This window comes from Desulfosporosinus hippei DSM 8344, assembly GCF_900100785.1.
GTDB classification, from domain to species: domain Bacteria; phylum Bacillota; class Desulfitobacteriia; order Desulfitobacteriales; family Desulfitobacteriaceae; genus Desulfosporosinus; species Desulfosporosinus hippei.
This window is the reverse complement of sequence record NZ_FNCP01000020.1, coordinates 53,631-73,803: the sequence shown is the minus strand read 5'-3', so window position 1 is coordinate 73,803 and position 20,173 is coordinate 53,631. Positions and strand designations below refer to the sequence as shown.

Here is a 20,173-nt window from a genome sequence, read left to right as displayed (position 1 = left end):
TTAGCTCCTACTTTTTTAAAATATTATTTATATTCAAAGATTCATATCTGTCCATTTCTATGGGAATTATATGTATAGATTCTGAATGAATGACCATAATGTAAAAAAGACAAAGGTATCTAATGAGGAGTTAAACATGACAGAAAATAGTTTTATCCAAAAGGTAAAAGAGAGTTACTTTGAAGAGTTAACGATTAAGCTCGAAGAATTAAAGAAGATTCTGAAAGAAGTCATGCCTGTGGAAGGCTATGTAGATGCAGAAATGTTCGAAGAAGATGGAGTCATGACCTTTGTTCTTAAGGACTATTACAATGAAGATAAGTGGGATGCAGCAGACTTACTTTGTAAGTTAAAAATCAATTCCGAAGGAATCATTCAAGTTGTTGAACACGATATTCCTCCTTACTTTAATGATATAAATAAGAAAATAGCTCTATTACTCTCAGGTCTTGTTGGGAAGAAGTTAAATTACAAAGTGAAAGATGACCATATAATCGACCCACTTGAGCCGGTAGTTGATTATTTGTATAACGAAACAAAGGTTTAACAGATCTGATCTGAAGCTTATTTATGTAATGGCAATAAGGCAAGAACTAGATTGATTGATGTTTTTACATTGTCGCGAAGATCCTAGCTATGAGGGCAGAGGAGGGCAGAGGAGGGCAGAGGAGGGCAAAAAAATAGGGAAGTCATTCCGGCATGGAGTGACTTCCCTATTTTTGCCCTTTTACTAGACTTGAAGATGCATTTAATATATAATAAGAAACGAACACGTTTACACCAATTCATACAATATTCCTTACTTATACTATACCACAAAGACCATAGAGATGTCAAATGGTTTTCTCGAAATTCTTTTGTTTAGGAGCGTGATCCAATGGACAGTTACCAAGAAAATCATCAAGAGGAGATTGAGTATCTTAGAAAGACATTAGCCTTTATCGACGAAGAAGTGAAAAAAGAAGAGAAAAATTTAGAAGAGAAGAAGAGTGATTTAATATCTGCCAAAAAGGATATGTATGAAAACACCGTTCATATTGCGAGCGATTTTGAGAGTCTTGTCGACATAAATTTGCATCTTATGCAAGTCTCTAATCATATTTCGGGTTACGACACAAGGCGTCTCAAGAACCTCAAGAAAATGATAAACTCACCTTACTTTGGCCGCTTTGACTTTATAGAAAAGGGTTTTAATGAGAAAGAAAAGATATACATTGGACTTTACAATTTAATGGATAGAAATACGGGTGAAGTCTACGTCTATGACTGGCGCGCACCTATTTCAAGTGTATTTTATAGGTATGAATTAGGTGAAGTAATGTATGACACTCCGGCAGGGATTAGCCGGGGAGATGTTTCTTTGAAAAGGCAATATCAAATTCGAAACTCACAGCTTAAATACTTTTTCGATTGTAGTGTTAGGATTACCGACGAAATACTACAGGAAGTACTAAGTCATAATACTTCCGCCAAAATGAAAAATATTATCGAAACGATTCAAAAGGAACAGGACGTAATTATTAGGGATAGGGATCATGAGCTCTTAATTGTACAAGGTGTAGCGGGTAGTGGAAAAACATCGATTGCTCTGCATAGGATTGCCTTCCTACTTTATGAGGGGCTTAATACCAATCTGCGGTCTAAGGATGTGATCATAATATCTCCTAACTCAGTTTTTAGTCACTATATTTCCAGTGTCCTTCCTGAGCTTGGAGAAGAAAACGTAAGGCAAAGCATCTTTGACGATTTAGTTTTAGAGGTTTTGCAGGGCAGGTTTGGTAAAGAAACAAGGGAGATGCAGCTTGAAGCCTTGATACATTCCCGTGTGAAGATTGGGGATGAAGGTCGGAAGAAAAGCATCGATTTTAAGGGCTCGAGGGTATTTAAGAAAATTCTTGATAGACTTTTATGGCACTACGCCCATCGGCTTATTGAATTTGAGGATGTCTATTATAACGGAACAATTATAGCGACTAGGCAGCAGCTAAAGAACCGCTTCCTACACAATGAAATTGGTATTCCGATGGCAAAACAGCTCCAAAAAATCGAGACGATCCTTTTGCAAAAGGTTCACCCCTTACAGAAAAAGAGACTCAAACGTTTAGAAAAGATTGTGGAAAAAAGTGAAGGGCATGAGTTTGAAATAAAGTCCTTCAGCCGCTTATTAGCTATTAAACAAGCTGTGGCCTTTAGGGAACGTATACAAAAATTTACGAAGGTTGATTATGGAGACTTGTATAAGCAGTTATTCAAGAACCGTGGGCTTTTGCTTAAATTGGCCCAAGGTCTAACACTTCCGGAGAATATTAACGAAATTATTTCGACAACTCTTCAGAATCTAGAAGAGGGGCGATTGCACTATGAAGATTACGCTCCGCTTCTTTATCTGAAGTTGAAAGTTGAAGGGAATAATTTGGCTTCCGGGATCAAACATGTGGTCATTGATGAAGCTCAAGATTATACTCCTCTGCAATACGAGGTTTTTAAGATGTTGTACGATAATGCCACCTACACTGTTTTAGGAGACATACGTCAAGCGATTGAAAAACCAATAGACTATTCACTATATGACGATGTCTCTGAGATACTCAATAAAGGTAAGACGATTAAGCTGTCTTTAAATAAAGGCTATAGGTCAACCTGTGAAATAAACACTTTCACACAGAAGCTACTTGGTGAAGGTAACCAACATGATTATTGTTCTATTGAACGGTATGGTGAGGAACCTAAGGTTATTCAGCGAGAAACATTAGCGGGAATCGATCAGTCCATCATAGCAGACATAAGGAATTATACCGAGCAAGGATATGAATCCGTAGCCATCATATGTAAAACTCAAGAAGAGGCAGAAAAGGTGTTTAGTCGCTTGAAAAAATCTGTGCAACTAACCCTTATTAAACCTCAAGACGGGGAAGTTATAAAAGGTGCTCTAGTCATTCCAACTTATATGGCAAAGGGATTAGAATTTGATGTTGTGATTATTTACGATGTTAATAAGGAGAGCTATGTAAGTGATTTTGATAGACAATTACTCTACATTGCCTGTACACGAGCACTCCATCGACTGGTAATTTATCACCAAGGGGATAAAAGTCCCTTGATTTGATAATCGAAACCTGAGAAGGCAAATTGCAAAGTGGCGATAAATATGCATGTACAATTATCCGATAATTTAAGGAGCCCTCTTTATAGAAGGCTCCTTGAAATTAAAGATTTAATTCAAAACCACTTGTACAAGCATGGCCAAAGTTTGCGTTATAGAAAGATCTAACATAAATTAAATATTACGCCCAAAGCAGGTTGGATCCCATCCTCTTGCTAAGTGGTTTGAAAAGGTTACTAACTTATTTTTTGGATTAATATAGAGGCATCTGCGTTGCTTACTGTTCCGCCTGCAAGAGTCTGCAGGGTAGTCGCCGCAGCACTAGTATGGTTTCTCAAGGTTAAAACATCACCAGCAGCAGCAGTAATAATTACCATACCGGGGTTCGGTTGAGTGCCTGCCCCTGAGCCGTAGGTGGCACCGGCAACAGGAACGCCATTTTGGAAGAGTGTAAACTGGTTTGGTTCAACACCTGCAACGTTGAACCATACAGAATAGATGCCTGCAGTACCGAGGATAATTGGAGCAGTTCCCGGTGCATGGGCAATACTACCTACAATTACTCCGTTATCACTAAATAATACATCCGCTTCTAACGGTACGACCTGAAGGCCTAAATTATAAATATAAGCAAATTCTGCTAACCCTGTCCCGGTAACCCCAGTAGCGCCGGTAGCACCAGCATCGCCGGCAGCGCCAGTAGCGCCAGTAGCACCAGCATCGCCGGCAGCGCCAGTAGCGCCAGTAGCACCAGCATCGCCGGCAGCGCCAGTAGCGCCAGTAGCACCAGCATCGCCGGTAGCGCCAGGAGCGCCAGCAGCGCCAGTAGCGCCGGTAGCACCAGCATCGCCGGCAGCGCCAGTAGCGCCAGTAGCACCAGCATCGCCGGCAGCGCCAGTAGCGCCGGTAGCACCAGCATCGCCGGCAGCGCCAGTAGCGCCAGTAACCCCAGTAGCGCCGGTAGCACCAGCATCGCCGGCAGCGCCAGTAGCGCCAGTAACCCCAGTAGCGCCGGTAGCACCAGCATCGCCGGCAGCGCCAGTAGCGCCAGTAACCCCAGTAGCGCCGGTAGCACCAGCATCGCCGGCAGCGCCAGTAGCGCCAGTAACCCCAGTAGCGCCGGTAGCACCAGCATCGCCGGCAGCGCCGGTAGCGCCAGTAACCCCAGTAGCGCCGGTAGCACCAGCATCGCCGGCAGCGCCGGTAGCGCCAGTAACCCCAGTAGCGCCGGTAGCACCAGCATCGCCGGCAGCGCCAGTAGCGCCAGTAGCGCCAGTAGCGCCGGTAGCGCCAGCATCGCCGGTAGCGCCGGCAGCGCCAGTAGCGCCAGTAGCGCCAGTAGCGCCGGTAGCGCCAGCATCGCCGGTAGCGCCGGTAGCGCCAGCATCGCCGGTAGCGCCGGTAGCACCAGCATCGCCGGCAGCGCCGGTAGCGCCGGTAGCGCCAGTAGCGCCAGTAGCGCCAGTAACGCCAGTAGCGCCAGTAACGCCCGTTTCGCCGGTAGCGCCAGCATCGCCAGTAGCGCCGGTAGCGCCGGTAGCGCCGGTAGCGCCGGTAGCGCCGGTAGCGCCGGTAGCGCCAGTAGCGCCGGTAGCGCCGGTAGCGCCAGTAGCGCCAGTAGCACCAGTTTCGCCAGTTTCGCCAGTAGCACCAGTTTCGCCGGTAGCGCCAGTAGTGCCAGTAGCACCAGTAGCACCAGCAGCGCCAGTAACTCCAGCACATGAGCTATAGTTAATTAGCAAATATGGCGGATTGACGTTATTAGTGCTTTCGTACCCGATGATTGTATTTGCCTTACCTTCTTTTCCTATAAGTGTAATGCCAAAGTTCTCATTACACCCATTAATCCAGCCCTGTACTATACCCGTTATATTGATAGATATATAAGTTCCTACATCGCTATCAATTACATTAAAGGAATAGGGGGTTATGACAGTATTTGGTGCCGTGTCCCAGGTTACAATCGCTTGGTTAAAATCATTTTCATTTTCGTATATTGTTACTGTTTGTGGCGAAAGCTCATTATCAGGCTTATCTTTTCTATTAATAAAAAGGTAAAGAATAGCACTGCATATTATACTCGAGCAAGGTAAATTAATGGGAAATTTCAATAACGTTCTATAAGAATCTGGCTTACAGCGATTCGTGGTAGTTCTAAGATATTCTCCTGTAAACAATTGATTGATAGCCCCAAAGTTTGTATTATGATAATATTGAGAGATATACACACTATCAGTCGGAGGAATAATAATAGATGACGCCATATAATTCTTCCTTTCTTTAAGTTTTGATTCGTTAAAGATGTTAACGATTTCTGAGAATCGTCCGTCTCTATATACATTCAAATAAAAGGGAGCATAGTAGATTCCAGTATAATCAATTGGAATAGTTTAGTTGAGACTCAAATGCTTAGAAATATAAAATAAGAAATCTAGCCTAAATCCAATATATTCCATTTATAACGAGAATGTTACGTATTGAACTAGGGGTTTAAGATCAGCTTTGTCTTCACGGTTGCACTTGGCAAACCAGTATCGTAGTTTATTGATGTTTAGGTTGTTTTCCGAGCACCATGCAGCAGCCGTTTGGCCGGAAGCATGGTAAGCATTTACCAGCTGACGTCTGATCTTGGACTGCTCGTCATGCGTCATGGATAATTCCTCAATTAGTCTTGAGGTTATCATCATTAAATAAATGGTAGAGTAAACCAATAAAATTATTTTTTAAACGAGCAGGTTCAGCATTTGTGCTGAACCTGTTCGTTTTTCGAAGCAAATAACATTCGCGGATATTCAGGAGAGAAGGTAATTCATGCCAATATGCCGAAAACACAAGAAGTGAAATGAAAGATTTTCAGTGCCTAAATTACTTGACAAAATTATACATATAAATATATACTTAAATAGTAATTATTATAAATTAAATAGCAATAACTTTACGCCATATTATTTTTTGTATTGCAATGTCGTGAATTATGGGTGTGAATTAAATCAGAATTTATTAGCGATGATCAAAAGGAGGAAATTAAATGAGAAAGTTCAAATGCTCAATCTGCGGTTATACATATGATGAAGCCGCAGGACTGCCGGAAAAAGGCATTGCTCCTGGGACAAGGTGGGAGGATATTCCCCAAGATTTTGTTTGTCCTTTGTGCGGAGCACTAAGGACAGTCTTTGAGGAACTGAAAGAAACTAGTCCTATCCCTGCTCACACGTCACAGGAAGATGAACACTTTGAAAGCTTAAGAGAACTTACACCAGGGGAACTTAGTGCATTGTGCTCCAACCTCGCAAAGGGGTGTGAAAAACAGCACCTGACAGAAGCAATGGATTTGTTTTATCAGCTTGCTGATTATTACAAAAGTAAAGTTGCCGCACATAGCTCCCAAAATTTTGAGGATATTGCTGAGGTTCTGAAGTATGATTTGTCAGAGAGTTATTCTAAAGCAAATACTGTTGCTGCTGAAAAAGCAGACAGAGGTGCTTTGAGAGCATTAGTCTGGAGTGAAAAGGTAAGCAGAATGGGCAACTCTCTCCTCGAGAGATATGCCAAAGAAGGCAATACCCTGCTTGAGAATACAAAACTATATGTTTGTGAGATTTGTGGTTTTATTTATCTAGGTAATGACCTGCCTGAAATCTGCCCTGTCTGCAAGGTGCCTAATTACAAAATTTCGCAAATAGGAAGGAGATAAGACAATGCCGGCAGTAAGAAACATTAGATTATGTACAAAAGACTGTATGTGTCTTTATGTATGTCCCACTGGAGCAACAGATACTGAAAATAGTATTATTGATGTAAGCAAATGTATAAAAGGGTGTAGAAAGTGTGTAGATGCTTGTCCATCCGGAGCAATTTCGCTTCTTCCTGACGAATATCCTCCCCAGCAGTCCAAGTCAGAAAATGTGGTTAATGCTTTGCGCACCTTAGCTAAAAGCAAAGTTGAGCAGGAAAGTCTGGCTACTGACATAGCTAAATTATCGGATGATGCAGTCACTCGTCAATTTGCTGAGGCAATAGCAAAATCCAATAGACTTATGGCTGAAGACTTGATCCGAGAATCCGGTTATATGCTTCCTCAGAGTGACGAGGTGAGAAGTTTGCTGGAATCCATGACCCAAAATCCGCCCAAAAACTTCCCTGTAGAAAAAGTAGAAACGCTATTGAAGCAGCTTAATAGCATCCACAAAGCTTCTTCGAAGTGAGAAACGAAAATTATTAAGCCAGTTGCGAAATCGGCCAGAAGGAGGTGGTGTAAGACGAAAGGAAAAGCTCATATGCTATTGATTATATTTTTCATCGTTTTTTCTTTCTTTCCAACGCTTGCATATGCCAATTCTGCCGAGCCGCCTGGGTTGATAGTTATCCTGAAAAATGCCCCCGATGACGTTTCAGTTTCCCTTGTTTCTACAGCATCGATAAAGGATGGGCGAAAAAGCAATACCGCTTGGGAAACTTACTATGCTTTCTACAATAGAGATATTGGAAACAATCAAGAAGTAACACTTAGAGTATCAGGAAACGATACGAGTTTCGATCGAATAGTCGGGCAGGAATATTTAACCGGTTATAATAGCATTGTCACGGTGGATTTTCCTGCCCAAAGCATAGAAGCTGGGAAGCTGTTGTCTCGCTCAATCCTTTTAGTGACTATACGGGTGTTTTTTACTTTGGTCATCGAAGGCGTGATCTTCATATTGTTTGGATTCCGTGATAGAAAGAGTTGGATTGTCTTCCTGATGATGAATTTGTTGACCCAAGGCATTTTAAATCTAGCCTTAAATGGGGTTTCTCCTTTAAACAGCTACTTGATTTTCAACCTCATCTTCATGGAATTCTGGGTGTTTATAGCCGAAATCATAGGTGTTCTTGTTTTTATCAAAGAGCATGGCGGATTCCGTCGTGTTTCCTATGTGTTGGTGGCCAATTTGGCCAGCCTTGTATTGGGTGGTTATTTGATCACTGTTTTGCCAATTTAGCATATGCTTATGATCGATTCTTCTGTTGCTATAATATGTGCCACAGCTTTTCTAGAGTTTCTTAAAGCATAAGGGCCTACCGAGCATTTACGCTTCGGTAGGCCCTTATGCATATCAATCATAGCTCTAGTATAATCAACAACACACCAATTCTTTTAGGTTCCCATCATTTCCCCAACTCTATTAAAGGAAAAAATACTGCTTGGGAAACAATCTATGCTTTATACACCACTTAAGACATTGGAAACACTATAATATACAACAAATTACCATAAGTTAATGATGTATTCAAAAAGCCGGATGTATCAGAAACTACTAAGTGCTTATAATAATTAAATAATAAGATAGTAGGTAATAAGATGGTAGGCTGGAGGAATTATCTTGAAATACGATAAACCGTTAATAGTAGCTATGATTGGGGCAGTTTCTACGATGCCTTCTGAGGTTTTGACTCGGTTGTTATTACTTTTAGGTATCGGAAAGTACAGTATTTATCAGCTGGATAGTCTCTTAATAACGTTTAATAGACCTATAGCAATTATGGGGTTGATCGTAAATTTGATAGTAGGCGGATTTGTGGGGATAGTGTTTTATTATTCACTAGAAAAAATAGGGACAGATTATTTGAAGTCTGATGTTCTCCCAGGAGTTTGAAGGGTTGTAATAAAATTGATGATTGATCTCATAACATTAAAGGAGTATTATGTGGTTAGATTTTCCATAAATTGACCGAACGGTCGGACAATAGTTGAATGGAGGTTAATATGGCGAGGTTGAAAGACAAAGAGGAAACCATTCTAAATGCAGCATTTGAAGTGTTCAGAAAGAACGGTTTTACAAATGCCAGCATGAAGGATATCGCAGCAGAGGCGGGACTGGGGAAAGGTACCCTATATGAATACTTTCAGAACAAGGAAGATCTGTTTATACATGTAGCCAAGGCTGAAACCAGTCATTTCTTTGCTGAAATTAACCGAAGGATCAGCGATAAACTTACGCTGCGGGAAATATTAAATGAAATTATTAAGTTTACCCAGGAAACCTTGGAAGAGACGGAGTTTTTCTTCAAATTTATGGTGTTCGGCAAATTTTTTGAAATGAACTGCGAGGTGAAGCAAAAGTTATACGAAATGATTTTAAGTAGTAGAGAGGAATCGGTGAATATATTAAGGAAAAAATTTGAGAAGGGAGTAGCAGATGGAATTCTAAGAGAATTCGATTGGGAATTTGCAGCGAATTTTATACCTGAAATGATCGGTGCCTATTGTAATTTTAAAGCCCATATTATGGGTTATTGCTGGACGCAGCAGCAGAAAGATAGTGATAGGGAAAAAATGATTGATTTTATCCTAAATGGAATATCGGCAAAAACAAACTCAGGATCGGACACTTGTGCAGTCTAAGGAGGGGTAAAGGTGTGAGTAAAAAGAGAATAATCTTGTTAGTAATTATCGTTGTTATTTTTATCGGTGGAGTTGCGCTGTTCAACCGATACGGAGCTCAATCAATCTTTGCAGCTAAGGAAAATGAAAGTGTGGAACCTGATACAAGCGACAAAGTGGCAGTGGAAGTAATCAGTCCAAAAGTGGCAAGTGAAAACGAAGGGTTGTACTATAAAGCAACCTTGGAAGCTGAGCAAGAAGGAATTGTAAGTTCAAAGAATAGTGGAAAGGTAATCAGTATTTTATTTGATGACGGAAAGCAGGTCACTCAAGGTGAGGCGCTTATCATCTTAGATGATCAGGATATTGTTAATCAGATAAAGTCTGCCGAAAGCCAGTTAGAGGTTTCAAAAGCTGCTCTGCAAAAGACAGAGGCTAGTCTGGAAAATACTCAACGATCCTACGATCGGACTAAAACCTTAGCAGAACAAGGGGTAGTTGCCCAGGCTGAACTGGAAAACGCAGAAACTTCTCTGAAAATAATTAAGGCAGACGTTGCTTCAAGTCAAGCAGCTATTCAAGCGACTCAGACCACTATCGATAATCTTAAAACTACCTTAGCCGATATGACTATCCGAGCTCCAATTACCGGCATCATGGACGGAAAAAATGTCAATATTGGGCAGTTCCTCTCGCCGGGAAATGTTCTGGGAAAGGTTAAAGATATCTCATTGATCGATGCTGTTATCGAGATAGATCAAGCTCTGATTCAGACGATAAAAATCGGGCAAAAGGCTAAAGTTAAGCTAAATGAAGATGATTCGGAAAGCTATGAAGGTGTTGTGAAAAGCATTACTCCCTCTGCCGATCCCTCCTCAAGATCCTTCAAGGTGAAGGTGCAATTAAATAATGAAACCTTGTCCTTAAGGCCGGGGGTATTTGCTAAAGTAAGGCTGATGGTTGAGGATGATGGAAAAGGCCAAAACTTTGTTATACCTGTAGGGTTAATAACCGGGAAGGAAGGCAATTATTTCGTGTACATAAATGATAACGGGATTGTGAAAAAACGGGCAGTAACGGTTGGGGATTTGGTAAACAATCAGGCAGAGATCAAAGCAGGCCTTCAAGGAAATGAATCCATAATCTCGACAAACCTCAACATGCTTCAAGAGGGTGATGAGATTACGGTGGGTTCAGAATAGGGGGACTAAGATATGTTTATAACCAATGTCAGTATAAAACGGCCTGTATTTATTACCGTTATCATCATTGTATTCCTGGTTGTCGGAATGCTTTGCTTTCGAGGTTTAAGTATTAATGATATGCCACAAGCAGACTTTCCCTATGTAACAGTGGCTATTGAACAGCATGGGGTTGCACCTGACCAGATGGAAACCAATGTGGCCAAGAAAGTTGAAGAAGCTATAGGACAAATTTCCGGTGTAAAGCATATTTATACAAATATCAGTGAGGGTGTATGCAATGTAATCGTTGAATTTGATCTGGCAAAATCCCCGGATGTTGCCGCCCAGGAAGTGCGGGACAAGGTCAGTTCCATAAGGAAAAGTCTCCCTACTGATATAGAAGAACCGATTATTGCCAAATATGATTTCTCAGCAACCCCTATCTTATCCCTGGCAGTAAGCGGTACAATGGATAACCGTGTCATAACCAAGATTGTGGATGATGTTATTACCAAGAGTCTCTACACTGTAAGCGGTGTAGGCTCAGTTCAGGTATATGGCAAAGAGGAAAGGGAGATAAAGATCAAGCTGGATCTTGAGAAGCTAGCCGAATATGGTCTGGCTCCAGCGGAGATGGTCAGCGCAGTCCAGAATGGCAACATGGAAAGACCTGGGGGAAAGGTTACGGATGGGCAAACTGAAATATCCCTGCGGACGGATAACAAAGTTAAGAATCTGGAGGATTTTTATAATATCACCGTGGGAGTGCGCTCGGGGCGTGAGATTAAGGTTCGTGATGTAGCGACGGTAGCGGACGGAATTAAAGATAAGGACAGTATTTCTTATTACGATGGTAAAGAGGCCATCGGGGTGGATATTATCAAACAGTCTGGTTCGAATACGGTGCTTGTCTCGGATAATGTAAAGAAACAATTAGACTTAATCAAAGGAACTCTCCCTAAAGGAATAACTGTCGATGTTGTGGCGGATAATTCTGTCTCGATACGTGATTCCGTCGACGAAGTCGTAAAAACGATTCTTGAAGGATGTATCCTGGCAATCATTATCGTGTTTATTTTCTTAAGGGAATGGGAAAGTACCTTGATCAGTGGAATTTCCTTACCAACATCGATTGTTACAACCTTTATTGCCATGAAGGTCATGGATTTTTCTCTGAACACCATGTCACTGATGGCCCTGTCTCTAGCAGTAGGCTTGCTGATTGACGATGCTATTGTCGTGATCGAGAATATTGTCCGACATCTACATATGGGCAAGCCGCCCATGCAAGCGGCTAGAGAGGCTACCTCAGAAATTGGCTTAGCGGTAATGGCAACAACCTTTGCAGTGGTTGCGGTTTTTGTTCCTATTGCCATGGTTTCGGGGATTATCGGCAAGTATTTTGTGGAATTCGGACTTACCGTAGCCTTTAGTATGCTGGTATCCTTATTTATATCCTTCACTTTAGTGCCGATGATGTCTTCCAGATTGTTAAAGTCTGAGAGAAAGACGAAGAAAACCTTTGTAGGACATTTTCTGGACTGGTTTAATGACAAATTTGATTTATTGGGAACAAGCTATTCTAAATTTCTAAAGGTAGTTCTCAATCACCGCCTTATCACCCTAATCTTTACGATTGGAATTTTTGTTGCCAGCATGAAGTTGATTCCTCTGTTGGGCTTCAGCTTTATCCCAGCCACGGATGCAGGAGGAATAAATATTAGCGTGAGTACAGACTCGGGTTTGACACTGCAGGCGGTCGGGGACAAAGCTAAGGAAATTGAAGAAAAACTTAAAAAGTATCCTGAAGTCACTCATGTCTATACAACGGTCAGTTCTGACAAAATTTCAGTCTATGCTAAATTAACGGAGAAGCAAGAGCGGGAAAAAGCGGCTAAACAGATTGCTTCAGAAGTCAGGGAAGACTTAAAAGGAATCACTGGAATTGAACTGGCAGTAAAAGCAAGTTCCTTAGGCCCCAACGAAGGTAAGGATGTCTCCTTTATTATCCTGGGGAACAACACGGAAGCAATGCAGGCTGTAGCCCTAAAAGGGAAAAAGATGCTCAGTCAGGATCCTCATGCCAAAGATGTAGAGTTAGATCTCAAAACCGGGAAAACTGAAACTAAACTAGAGGTGGACAGAGATAAGGTTTCAGATCTAGGTGTTGATGTATCCCTGGCAGCCACGACGATACAGGCGCTTTTTGATGGAATAGATGCGGGCAAATTTGAGTGGGCAGGGGATCGGTATAATGTCAGGGTATCCTTGAAAGACGATCAGCGGAGGAGCTTAGACAATCTAAATGGTATTTATGTTAACGGCTCGATTAACGGCTCAGTTAATGGCTCAAATGATCGAATGATACCCCTGGCTAATGTTACTAAGAAGGTTCTTTCTACTTCATATGCAACTATCCATAGATATGACAGATTGACTCAGATTGAGCTTTCAGCAAATGTTGAAGGAATCCCTACGGGGGACTTTTTAAACATGTATACGAACAAGCTCACTAATGAACTGGATATTCCCGAGGGAGTTTTTGTAAAGGTTGGAGGTATGAACGAGATGATGCAGGAAGGCTTTGCTAGTCTTGTAACGGCGCTCTTGATGGGTATCCTGTTTATGTTCTTAGTGATGGCTATGCAGTTTGAAAGCTTTTTAGATCCTGTTGCTATCATGTTCTCTTTGCCAATGGCGCTGATCGGTGCTGTTCTGGGACTGTATATTGCGGGAAGTGAGCTGAGTATCTTGTCCCTGATTGGAATCATCCTCTTGATGGGACTGGTGGCCAAAAACGGTATTCTGCTAATAGACTTTACCAAGCAGAAGATGCAAGAAGGATTTGAAGTAAAAGCGGCTTTGATTGAAGCAGGTTCCGTCCGCTTAAGACCTATTCTTATGACAACTCTGGCCATGATCTTCGGTATGATTCCCGTTGCCATTGGTTCAGGATCAGGTGCTGAGATGCGTGCGCCTATGGGGCATGCAGTTATTGGCGGTTTGATCACTTCAACATTATTAACACTCTTTGTTGTTCCGGTGGTCTATTCTTTACTGGACGGTATGAAGAAAAAGCTCAGCAGGAAGGCTAAAAGACCTGCATCCCCAATCTCCGCGACGAATAATGAGATTTGCCATTAACAATAATTGTATTGAGAGACCCTTTTTAGAGAAAGATAGTTGTGCATAAGCACAAGCGAAGGATTCGGATAAGCGAATCGGTGCTTGTGCTTATGTCTGTATGTCTTTCAACTATTTTAGACTTCAGAATGCTTAAAAATGCCTCCCTTGCATTTATGCTTGGAAGGCATTTTTGTGCTGGCAGAAAAGATAACTTTTCGTGCATACTTTCCAGAAAGACCAAACGAAAGACCAAACGAAAGACCAAACGAAAAATGAAATGAAAGCTATTAAAGAAATGTATTCAATCGGTAGTTGCTTTGATAGACCAGCCATGCAGATAATTAATTATCAGAATTCACATTAAAGTAAAAAAACACTTGACAAAGTTTTCGTTCATATTATTATGAATATACAGACATATATACATACGGATGTATATACAATTTAATAATATTAAATTTTGTGGGGAAGGGGGATTGCTGCAATAAGGATCTAAGGATTAATAACTTAAAGAAAGGAAGATATTATGAGTGAGAAAAGACAGTCTTTAGTATTATTGGCCATCTTCTCCTTTGGTTTTCTGGCTATGGGTATCGGTACTATTACACCAGCCATAGCGACGATTGGCGGAGCATTCCCCGCCATAAGTTTTAGTACCCTGTTGCTGGTATCCACTATTCCTGCTCTAGTATCCATCCCCGTATCAATCCTAGGAGGCAGTGTTGCCGGAAAATCTGTTAAATATAGGACATTAGCCCTCTTTGCAACCTTAGTGTTTAGTATTGCAGGAGCAATTCCTTATTATTTGCAGGATTTTAACCAGATATTGTTGGCTAGAGGTCTTTTTGGCTTGGGACTGGGGCTTATTATGCCCCTGAACAGTGCTTTAATTTTTAATCTCGTACCGGAAGATAAGCAGGCCGGCGTCATGGGAATCAATAGCGTTGTCATGAACATCGGGGGAATTGTACTCCAATTGCTGGGCGGTGTTCTGGCTTCAATTGGCTGGAATTATAGCTTCTTAGCCCATGCTCTTGGCATAATTACCTTTATAATAGTATTGGTTTTCCTGCCGGAACCTCAAAAGCAAGAAATGCCTGCAGGTACTGATGGTGTGGCAAGGGAAAAACTTAAAATGCCTGGCTCAGTTTTTGGCTGGAGCTTATTATTTGGAATAGTTACAATTTTAGATTATCCATCTCTGACCAATATGTCTTCGGTACTTTTGACCATCAAAGCTAATGCTGCAGTTGCCGGAGTAGTTCTAATGTTTATGACGGTAGGAGGAATGGCGGCGGGAGCAATATTCGGCAAAGTATTTCAAAAATTTGGCCGTCAGACCCTTAGTATAGGACTTGTCTTTTTTATAGTTTCCCAAGTGATTTTTTCGTTCAGTCAAAGCGTAACGTTGTTTATCATCGGGGAAGCGTGTTTGGGTGTTGGACTGACCCTTAGTATGTCATCAATTTATATGCTCGCCGGTGCTTCAGTTCATCCCAGCCAGACTCCCATGGCTATGTCTATAATTGTGTCTGGAATGAATTTAGGCGGATTTCTTTCCGGATACTTTTATGCAGCCATCATGGAACCACTGCATATTACTACCTTGAGATTTCAATACTATTTCGGGACAGGTGGATATTTAGCTATCTTAGTATTCTTCTTAATCTTATTTGCAGTCAAAAAACCCCTACCTCTGGAATCAGGAAGGCAAACCCCTGCCCAATAAATTCACGGTGAAACAAATTCTTAATGTGATCTTCTCTAAAGCTAGTCAACATCGTGAACTCTAAGATATAATGTTTTTACTCTCATGATTACTGCAAAAAAGTTGCTGCAAAATTAACAATCAAGGAGGAATTTAACAATGTCTAAGATTAATGAAGTTAAAGCGATGGTAGAGGCAGGAAAAGCCAAACTCGTACCAGGACTGGTACAGGAAGCTTTGGCTGAAGGAAATGCTGCCAAAGATATTCTGCAAGGAATGGTTGACTCTATGCGTGTTGTCGGTGATCTGTTTTCGGCTGGAGAATTATTCGTGCCTGAAATGCTGATGGCCGCTAAAGCTATGTCTAAGGGTGTGGAAGTGTTAAAGCCGCTGTTTGAGGATCAAAGTACCTCATCTTTAGGGACATGCATTATCGGTACAGTTGAAGGTGATCTCCATGACATCGGCAAAAATCTCGTTTCCATGATGATCGGAAGTGCCGGATTTGACATGGTCGACCTGGGTGTAGATGTTACGCCGGCGAAATTTGTAGAGGCAGTTAAAGACAATGAGAACGTAAAAATAGTGGCCTGTTCCGGACTTTTAACAACAACTATGACCAAAATGCAGGAAACCGTTCAAGCCCTAAAAGCCAGCGGACTCACAGGCTTCAAGGTTATTGTCGGCGGTGCGCCTGTATCAGCAGAATATGCAGCTTCAATTGGGGCAGACGGTTTTGCTCCCGATGCAGGCAGTGCGGCTGTTAAAGCGGTTGAACTAGCCAAGAATTAAATAAGCAGCTACTTAAGGAGGAAGATTTATGCTGACTAAGAAACAAAACCTATTGGAGACGATTAAAGGTGGAAATCCCGATCGATTTGTCAAGCAATATGAGTTTATGCACTTTATAATGGAAGCTCCCGGCGGTAGGTTTCCTCAACTGGGGGAAACAATTAAGAATGATTGGGGCATAACCTTCAAATGGCCGGAAGGTCAACTGGGCGGTTTCCCGGTTCATGATGATGAACACAAAGTTTTGAAGGATATTACCGAGTGGAAAAAATACGTCAAGGCCCCGGTTATTCCGACTTCCGACGAAGCTTGGGCTGCGGCTATCGCCCATGCCAATACGGTTGATCGCAATGAGGAATTTGTAACCTTGTTTGTTGCTCCGGGAGTATTTGAAATGACCCATCATCTTATGAGTATGGAAGATGCTTTGATGGCTTTATATGAGGAGCCGGAAGCTATGCATGAGCTCATTGATTACCTTACTGAACATGAGTTGGCTTATGCCAAAGCCTTGATTGATCATATCCATCCGGATTGCATTTTCCATCACGACGATTGGGGCAGCCAAAAATCTTCCTTCATTTCTCCCGCAATGTTCGAAGAGTTCTTTCTCCCGGCTTACAAGAAAATATACGCTTTTTATAAGGCGAATGGGGTGGAGCTGATCGTGCACCACAGTGATTCCTATGCGGCTAACCTGGTTCCCTTTATGATCGAGATGGGAGTAGATATCTGGCAAGGAGTCATGACCACGAACAACACCCCGGAACTTGTCAAGCAATACGGCAGTCAAATCAGCTTTATGGGGGATATCGACAGCGGTGTCGTTGATTTTCCCGCCTGGACCCCGGAGATAGTTGCCAAAGAAGTAGAGCGGGCCTGCAGGAATTGCGGAAAGTTATACTTTATCCCTTGTTTAACCCAGGGAGGGAATTGGAGTTCATTCCCGGGAGTATATGACTCTACCAATGAAGCGATTGAAAAAATGACTAAAGAAATGTTCTAAACTGAAGATTTTTGGGGAGAGGACGGTAGTCCTCCGGAAGAAACAAAGGGGTTCAGCGTAAAAAGGCTGAACCCCTGTTTCTTAAAATCAGGTTTTGACACTGGAGATTATAACTTTACATTACTTTTTTTAACAAGGGAATTCTTCTCACAATAAAATAGGTAAAGGCAAAGCAAATAGGTATGCAAATCAGACACAGTAGCGCAAATTTAAGAATAGGCAGCCAGGCCAGTGGTTTAATTAGTTGTGCGGCGGCAATGATTATTGGAGGATGAAAGACGTAGACTGCAAAGGAATTATCCGCTAAAATTTTAACCAGCTTAGTTTGGTGATTGAATTTTTCCTTAAAGAGGGTAAGTAGTCCGATTGACATAGAAACTGCTACAAAAGACTCCCATAAAGCGTAGGCTGTCGCCTGCCAGGAAAGTCCGCCGTTAAAACTTTGATCGCCATGAATTGCGCCGCCAAGAATCATGATTGCGAGCCAGACGACAGTTCCAGGTATTAGTCCGGAAAATAACCACATTTTCCCGGACTTAGGATCAAGCTTGGAGAAAAGATTATTTCTGTAGGCCAGCGTACCCACGATAAAAAGAATCACATACTGAGAGAAATGGCAAAGCTGCATTCCTAAGATACTTGTTCCAATGGGTTGTATCAATCTGATCAGAAAGGCACAAAGGGATATGATTAAAATCAGAATAATTTCGTGCTTGAATTCAGGTTTTAATTCTTCTTTAGAAGTGTTTTGACCTTTCCCAGAAACACGGACAAGACCATAAATTACCGAGAATATTAAGAGGGCAAAGGCAAACCACATTGGCCCGGAATTTCTGATAAATTGTAGGCTGCCTAGGTAATCAATGTAATAGGAAGTAAAACTCGGTTTCGGTCTGGCCCAATTGAGATCCAGTTGGACATATAAAATAATGGGAGTTATCGCCAGCATATAGATGAGTGTTGGAATGCCAAGACGGATAAAACGATCTCGGATAAATTTAGAAAATCCTTTTCGATCTTAAGCCCCGGGAATAAAAAAACCAGAAAGCAAAAATAAAAGACCCATGAAGTATCCCTGGGTAAATGATTGATAAAAGCCAAATATAACTGTTGAAATTAGTCCTACGGGCTTTCCCCCTGTTACATACCAGCTGCCAAAGCCACTGTAAGTTCCTGAGAGATGCATGATAATGACTAGCATTATCACTAATAAACGCAAGTTATCAATATATAGAAACCGCTTCCCAGTCGCCTCCATTCTAGAACCTCCTTTTTTATCTTGTAATATTCTTCACTATCGAGTCTAACATTCTTTGACAGAATCTTCACTTCTTAAGTTATTATAGGCACACACGGGCTAAAAGGCAATTTCAAATCTCGTTAAGTTCAATTTTTAGTAACCAATAATCCTTTTCATCACCTTCGCTGCAACATCAGCGATTATCACGAGAGCTGGGACGTCGGTTGATGACGTTTTTTGAGGAATATGATCCGGAGGGTGAACTCTTTTTTGCTCCCTTGGATGTCACTTTGAGCAACAGTAATGTAGTACAGCCGGATATATTATTTATCTCCGGAACCCGCAGGGAGATTATGCGCCAGGAACGGATCGACGGTGCTTGCGATTTGGTGGTGGAAATAATGTCCCCGACAAATCGGCGGAAAGATCGCTTACAGAAGATGGGGATTTATCGCAAGGCAGAGATCCCTCACTACTGGATTGTGGATCCCGAGGAGAACACCTTGGAAACGTTTAGATTTAATGATGGAAGTTATACTCTGGTCTTTGCCGGGGGACCGGGGGATGAATTCACCCATCCTGATTTTCCGGGTTTGGACTTGGATCTGGACAGGGTATTTTTTCGACCCGTTGGGGGGTGAATTTTCTTAGACTTATTACCTGATTGTAGGATTCTTTCTCAATTAAGAAAACCATTAGGTATGATGTCTTAGGTGAATTTAGTTTAGAAAGCTAACGACATAGTGAGGACTAAAACGGCCGATGTTAATACGGCCGTTTTGTTTTAGGGTAAATTCGTCAGCGCTGACGAATTTGCCGAGGTAGTTGAAGGGTAATTACCAAGAATTGTAGAATAAGATATAGAATTGAAAGCATATTGATGGGTTTTTCTTAGAGACTGTTGAGGAGGAATATGATATGGACAAAGATTACAAAGGATTGTTAAAATACGCAGGTCTTATTTTCATATCAGTTTTGTTTACCTCTAAACTACCCCGTGATTCTTATTCAGTCATCCAATACATTATTAGGCCGATAAGATTTGAACATTCTGTTCTCTACCTTTCGGGGGGAATTCCATTAGCAATGCTTTTTATAGGGATAAAAGGATTGAATAAATTAAAATGGTTTGCAGGAAAGAGTAAATTACTGATATTCATCATGGTAATTGCTTTTGTATTACCGATTATGCGAAGCTCAGTAGATTTTGGGAAAACCACTTATTTTAGAGGGATGGAGAATGAACTAAGGTCAATCGATTTCAAAAATACAGACATCAATATTAGTGAGATAAAAGCAAATGAAGCCACAATAAATGTGAGGCTTTCATTAACTGATTACGGGCGAGATATGAGTAAGTTTAAGGTAAGAATGTATTTGCCGGATTCCTTAGCGAATTATTTTAATGAAGACTTTCTCGAATTTGAGGAATTATACAAAACTTATGGTCATCAACATGAATTAAACATTGATAAAAAGCTTAAGGTACAATTAGCAAAGGGTACAACTATTAACGACATAAATGATACTGATTGGGATTGGGACACTTTCAAGTATGAACTATATAATGACTCAAGCTCCACCGAACTAACTTACCATGGGATTTGATAGATATGGATCCAAAGTGTTATTGAATGTAAGGTTAATATGAGG

At 41.5% G+C, this 20,173-nt stretch carries 17 protein-coding genes and 1 pseudogene; 14 read left to right on the top strand and 4 right to left on the bottom strand.

Translation table 11 applies throughout. The features are described from left to right. The first annotated feature begins 85 nt into the window (after nt 1–85). The gene (locus tag BLS16_RS16125) at nt 86–547 is read left to right on the top strand and encodes a hypothetical protein (protein WP_242876326.1); all 462 of its coding nucleotides are present in this window, start codon (nt 86–88) and stop codon (nt 545–547) included. A 330-nt stretch (nt 548–877) separates the two neighbouring features. Beyond that, entirely contained in the window at nt 878–3,106 is a 2,229-nt protein-coding gene (locus tag BLS16_RS16120; RefSeq protein WP_092334696.1) for a HelD family protein, read from the top strand. A 233-nt stretch (nt 3,107–3,339) separates the two neighbouring features. Here the strand turns inward: BLS16_RS16120 and BLS16_RS16115 are convergent, their stop codons facing one another. Then, entirely contained in the window at nt 3,340–5,367 is a 2,028-nt protein-coding gene (locus BLS16_RS16115) for a DNRLRE domain-containing protein (protein ID WP_092334695.1), read from the bottom strand. Nucleotides 5,368–5,559: 192 nt separating this feature from the next. Continuing rightward, nucleotides 5,560–5,754: an IS66 family insertion sequence element accessory protein TnpA gene (gene tnpA / locus BLS16_RS23750; RefSeq protein WP_092334694.1), complete on the bottom strand. Its 195-nt coding sequence runs from the start codon at nt 5,752–5,754 to the stop codon at nt 5,560–5,562. Nucleotides 5,755–6,131: 377 nt separating this feature from the next. Here tnpA and BLS16_RS16105 point away from each other — a divergent pair, with 377 nt between their 5' ends. The 10 genes from BLS16_RS16105 to BLS16_RS16060 all read left to right on the top strand — a co-directional run bounded on the left by BLS16_RS16105 (nt 6,132) and on the right by BLS16_RS16060 (nt 17,280). Then, nucleotides 6,132–6,797: a rubredoxin gene (locus tag BLS16_RS16105; RefSeq protein WP_092334693.1), complete on the top strand. Its 666-nt coding sequence runs from the start codon at nt 6,132–6,134 to the stop codon at nt 6,795–6,797. 4 nt (nt 6,798–6,801) lie between these two features. After that, nucleotides 6,802–7,308, top strand: coding sequence for a 4Fe-4S dicluster domain-containing protein (locus BLS16_RS16100; protein ID WP_092334692.1), 507 nt, complete (start codon nt 6,802–6,804; stop codon nt 7,306–7,308). Between the two features lie 72 nt (nt 7,309–7,380). After that, nucleotides 7,381–8,082, top strand: coding sequence for a hypothetical protein (locus BLS16_RS16095; protein WP_092334691.1), 702 nt, complete (start codon nt 7,381–7,383; stop codon nt 8,080–8,082). 381 nt (nt 8,083–8,463) lie between these two features. After that, entirely contained in the window at nt 8,464–8,736 is a 273-nt protein-coding gene (locus BLS16_RS16090) for a hypothetical protein (RefSeq protein WP_092334690.1), read from the top strand. Between the two features lie 110 nt (nt 8,737–8,846). After that, entirely contained in the window at nt 8,847–9,485 is a 639-nt protein-coding gene (locus BLS16_RS16085; protein WP_092334689.1) for a TetR/AcrR family transcriptional regulator, read from the top strand. A 14-nt stretch (nt 9,486–9,499) separates the two neighbouring features. Further along, nucleotides 9,500–10,666 carry an efflux RND transporter periplasmic adaptor subunit gene (locus BLS16_RS16080; RefSeq protein ID WP_092334688.1) on the top strand — a complete coding sequence of 389 codons (1,167 nt, stop codon included), beginning with the start codon at nt 9,500–9,502 and terminating at the stop codon, nt 10,664–10,666. A gap of 12 nt (nt 10,667–10,678) precedes the next feature. Beyond that, on the top strand, nt 10,679–13,792 hold the full coding sequence (locus BLS16_RS16075) for an efflux RND transporter permease subunit (RefSeq protein ID WP_092334687.1): 3,114 nt from the start codon (nt 10,679–10,681) through the stop codon (nt 13,790–13,792). Between the two features lie 508 nt (nt 13,793–14,300). Next, complete coding sequence (locus BLS16_RS16070; protein ID WP_092334686.1) at nt 14,301–15,503, top strand: MFS transporter; 1,203 nt, start codon at nt 14,301–14,303, stop codon at nt 15,501–15,503. 138 nt (nt 15,504–15,641) lie between these two features. Continuing rightward, on the top strand, nt 15,642–16,274 hold the full coding sequence (locus BLS16_RS16065) for a corrinoid protein (protein WP_092334685.1): 633 nt from the start codon (nt 15,642–15,644) through the stop codon (nt 16,272–16,274). 28 nt (nt 16,275–16,302) lie between these two features. After that, nucleotides 16,303–17,280 (top strand): uroporphyrinogen decarboxylase family protein, encoded by a 978-nt coding sequence (locus tag BLS16_RS16060; RefSeq protein WP_092334684.1) that lies wholly within the window; start codon nt 16,303–16,305, stop codon nt 17,278–17,280. A gap of 115 nt (nt 17,281–17,395) precedes the next feature. Here the strand turns inward: BLS16_RS16060 and BLS16_RS16055 are convergent. Next, a pseudogene (locus tag BLS16_RS16055) lies at nt 17,396–18,283 on the bottom strand (acyltransferase family protein); the annotation flags it as partial. A 15-nt stretch (nt 18,284–18,298) separates the two neighbouring features. Beyond that, nucleotides 18,299–18,538 (bottom strand): hypothetical protein, encoded by a 240-nt coding sequence (locus tag BLS16_RS16050; RefSeq protein WP_092334682.1) that lies wholly within the window; start codon nt 18,536–18,538, stop codon nt 18,299–18,301. A 167-nt stretch (nt 18,539–18,705) separates the two neighbouring features. Here BLS16_RS16050 and BLS16_RS16045 point away from each other — a divergent pair, with 167 nt between their 5' ends. Continuing rightward, nucleotides 18,706–19,161, top strand: coding sequence for a Uma2 family endonuclease (locus tag BLS16_RS16045; RefSeq protein ID WP_092334681.1), 456 nt, complete (start codon nt 18,706–18,708; stop codon nt 19,159–19,161). Nucleotides 19,162–19,438: 277 nt separating this feature from the next. Then, nucleotides 19,439–20,128, top strand: a complete 690-nt coding sequence (locus tag BLS16_RS16040) for a hypothetical protein (protein WP_092334680.1) — start codon at nt 19,439–19,441, stop codon at nt 20,126–20,128. The last annotated feature ends 45 nt before the right edge of the window (nt 20,129–20,173 follow it).

Excerpts from the sequence above, each read along its gene's own strand:
- BLS16_RS16085 (WP_092334689.1), top strand. The coding sequence starts at position 8,847 with ATGGCGAGGTTGAAAGACAAAGAGGAAACCATTCTAAATGCAGCATTT.
- BLS16_RS16125 (WP_242876326.1), top strand. The coding sequence starts at position 86 with ATGAATGACCATAATGTAAAAAAGACAAAGGTATCTAATGAGGAGTTA.
- BLS16_RS16100 (WP_092334692.1), top strand. The coding sequence starts at position 6,802 with ATGCCGGCAGTAAGAAACATTAGATTATGTACAAAAGACTGTATGTGT.
- BLS16_RS16040 (WP_092334680.1), top strand. The coding sequence starts at position 19,439 with ATGGACAAAGATTACAAAGGATTGTTAAAATACGCAGGTCTTATTTTC.
- BLS16_RS16105 (WP_092334693.1), top strand. The coding sequence starts at position 6,132 with ATGAGAAAGTTCAAATGCTCAATCTGCGGTTATACATATGATGAAGCC.
- BLS16_RS16050 (WP_092334682.1), bottom strand. The coding sequence starts at position 18,538 with ATGGAGGCGACTGGGAAGCGGTTTCTATATATTGATAACTTGCGTTTA.
- BLS16_RS16115 (WP_092334695.1), bottom strand. The coding sequence starts at position 5,367 with ATGGCGTCATCTATTATTATTCCTCCGACTGATAGTGTGTATATCTCT.
- BLS16_RS16075 (WP_092334687.1), top strand. The coding sequence starts at position 10,679 with ATGTTTATAACCAATGTCAGTATAAAACGGCCTGTATTTATTACCGTT.
- BLS16_RS16070 (WP_092334686.1), top strand. The coding sequence starts at position 14,301 with ATGAGTGAGAAAAGACAGTCTTTAGTATTATTGGCCATCTTCTCCTTT.
- BLS16_RS16095 (WP_092334691.1), top strand. The coding sequence starts at position 7,381 with ATGCTATTGATTATATTTTTCATCGTTTTTTCTTTCTTTCCAACGCTT.
- BLS16_RS16120 (WP_092334696.1), top strand. The coding sequence starts at position 878 with ATGGACAGTTACCAAGAAAATCATCAAGAGGAGATTGAGTATCTTAGA.
- BLS16_RS16065 (WP_092334685.1), top strand. The coding sequence starts at position 15,642 with ATGTCTAAGATTAATGAAGTTAAAGCGATGGTAGAGGCAGGAAAAGCC.
- tnpA (WP_092334694.1), bottom strand. The coding sequence starts at position 5,754 with ATGACGCATGACGAGCAGTCCAAGATCAGACGTCAGCTGGTAAATGCT.
- BLS16_RS16060 (WP_092334684.1), top strand. The coding sequence starts at position 16,303 with ATGCTGACTAAGAAACAAAACCTATTGGAGACGATTAAAGGTGGAAAT.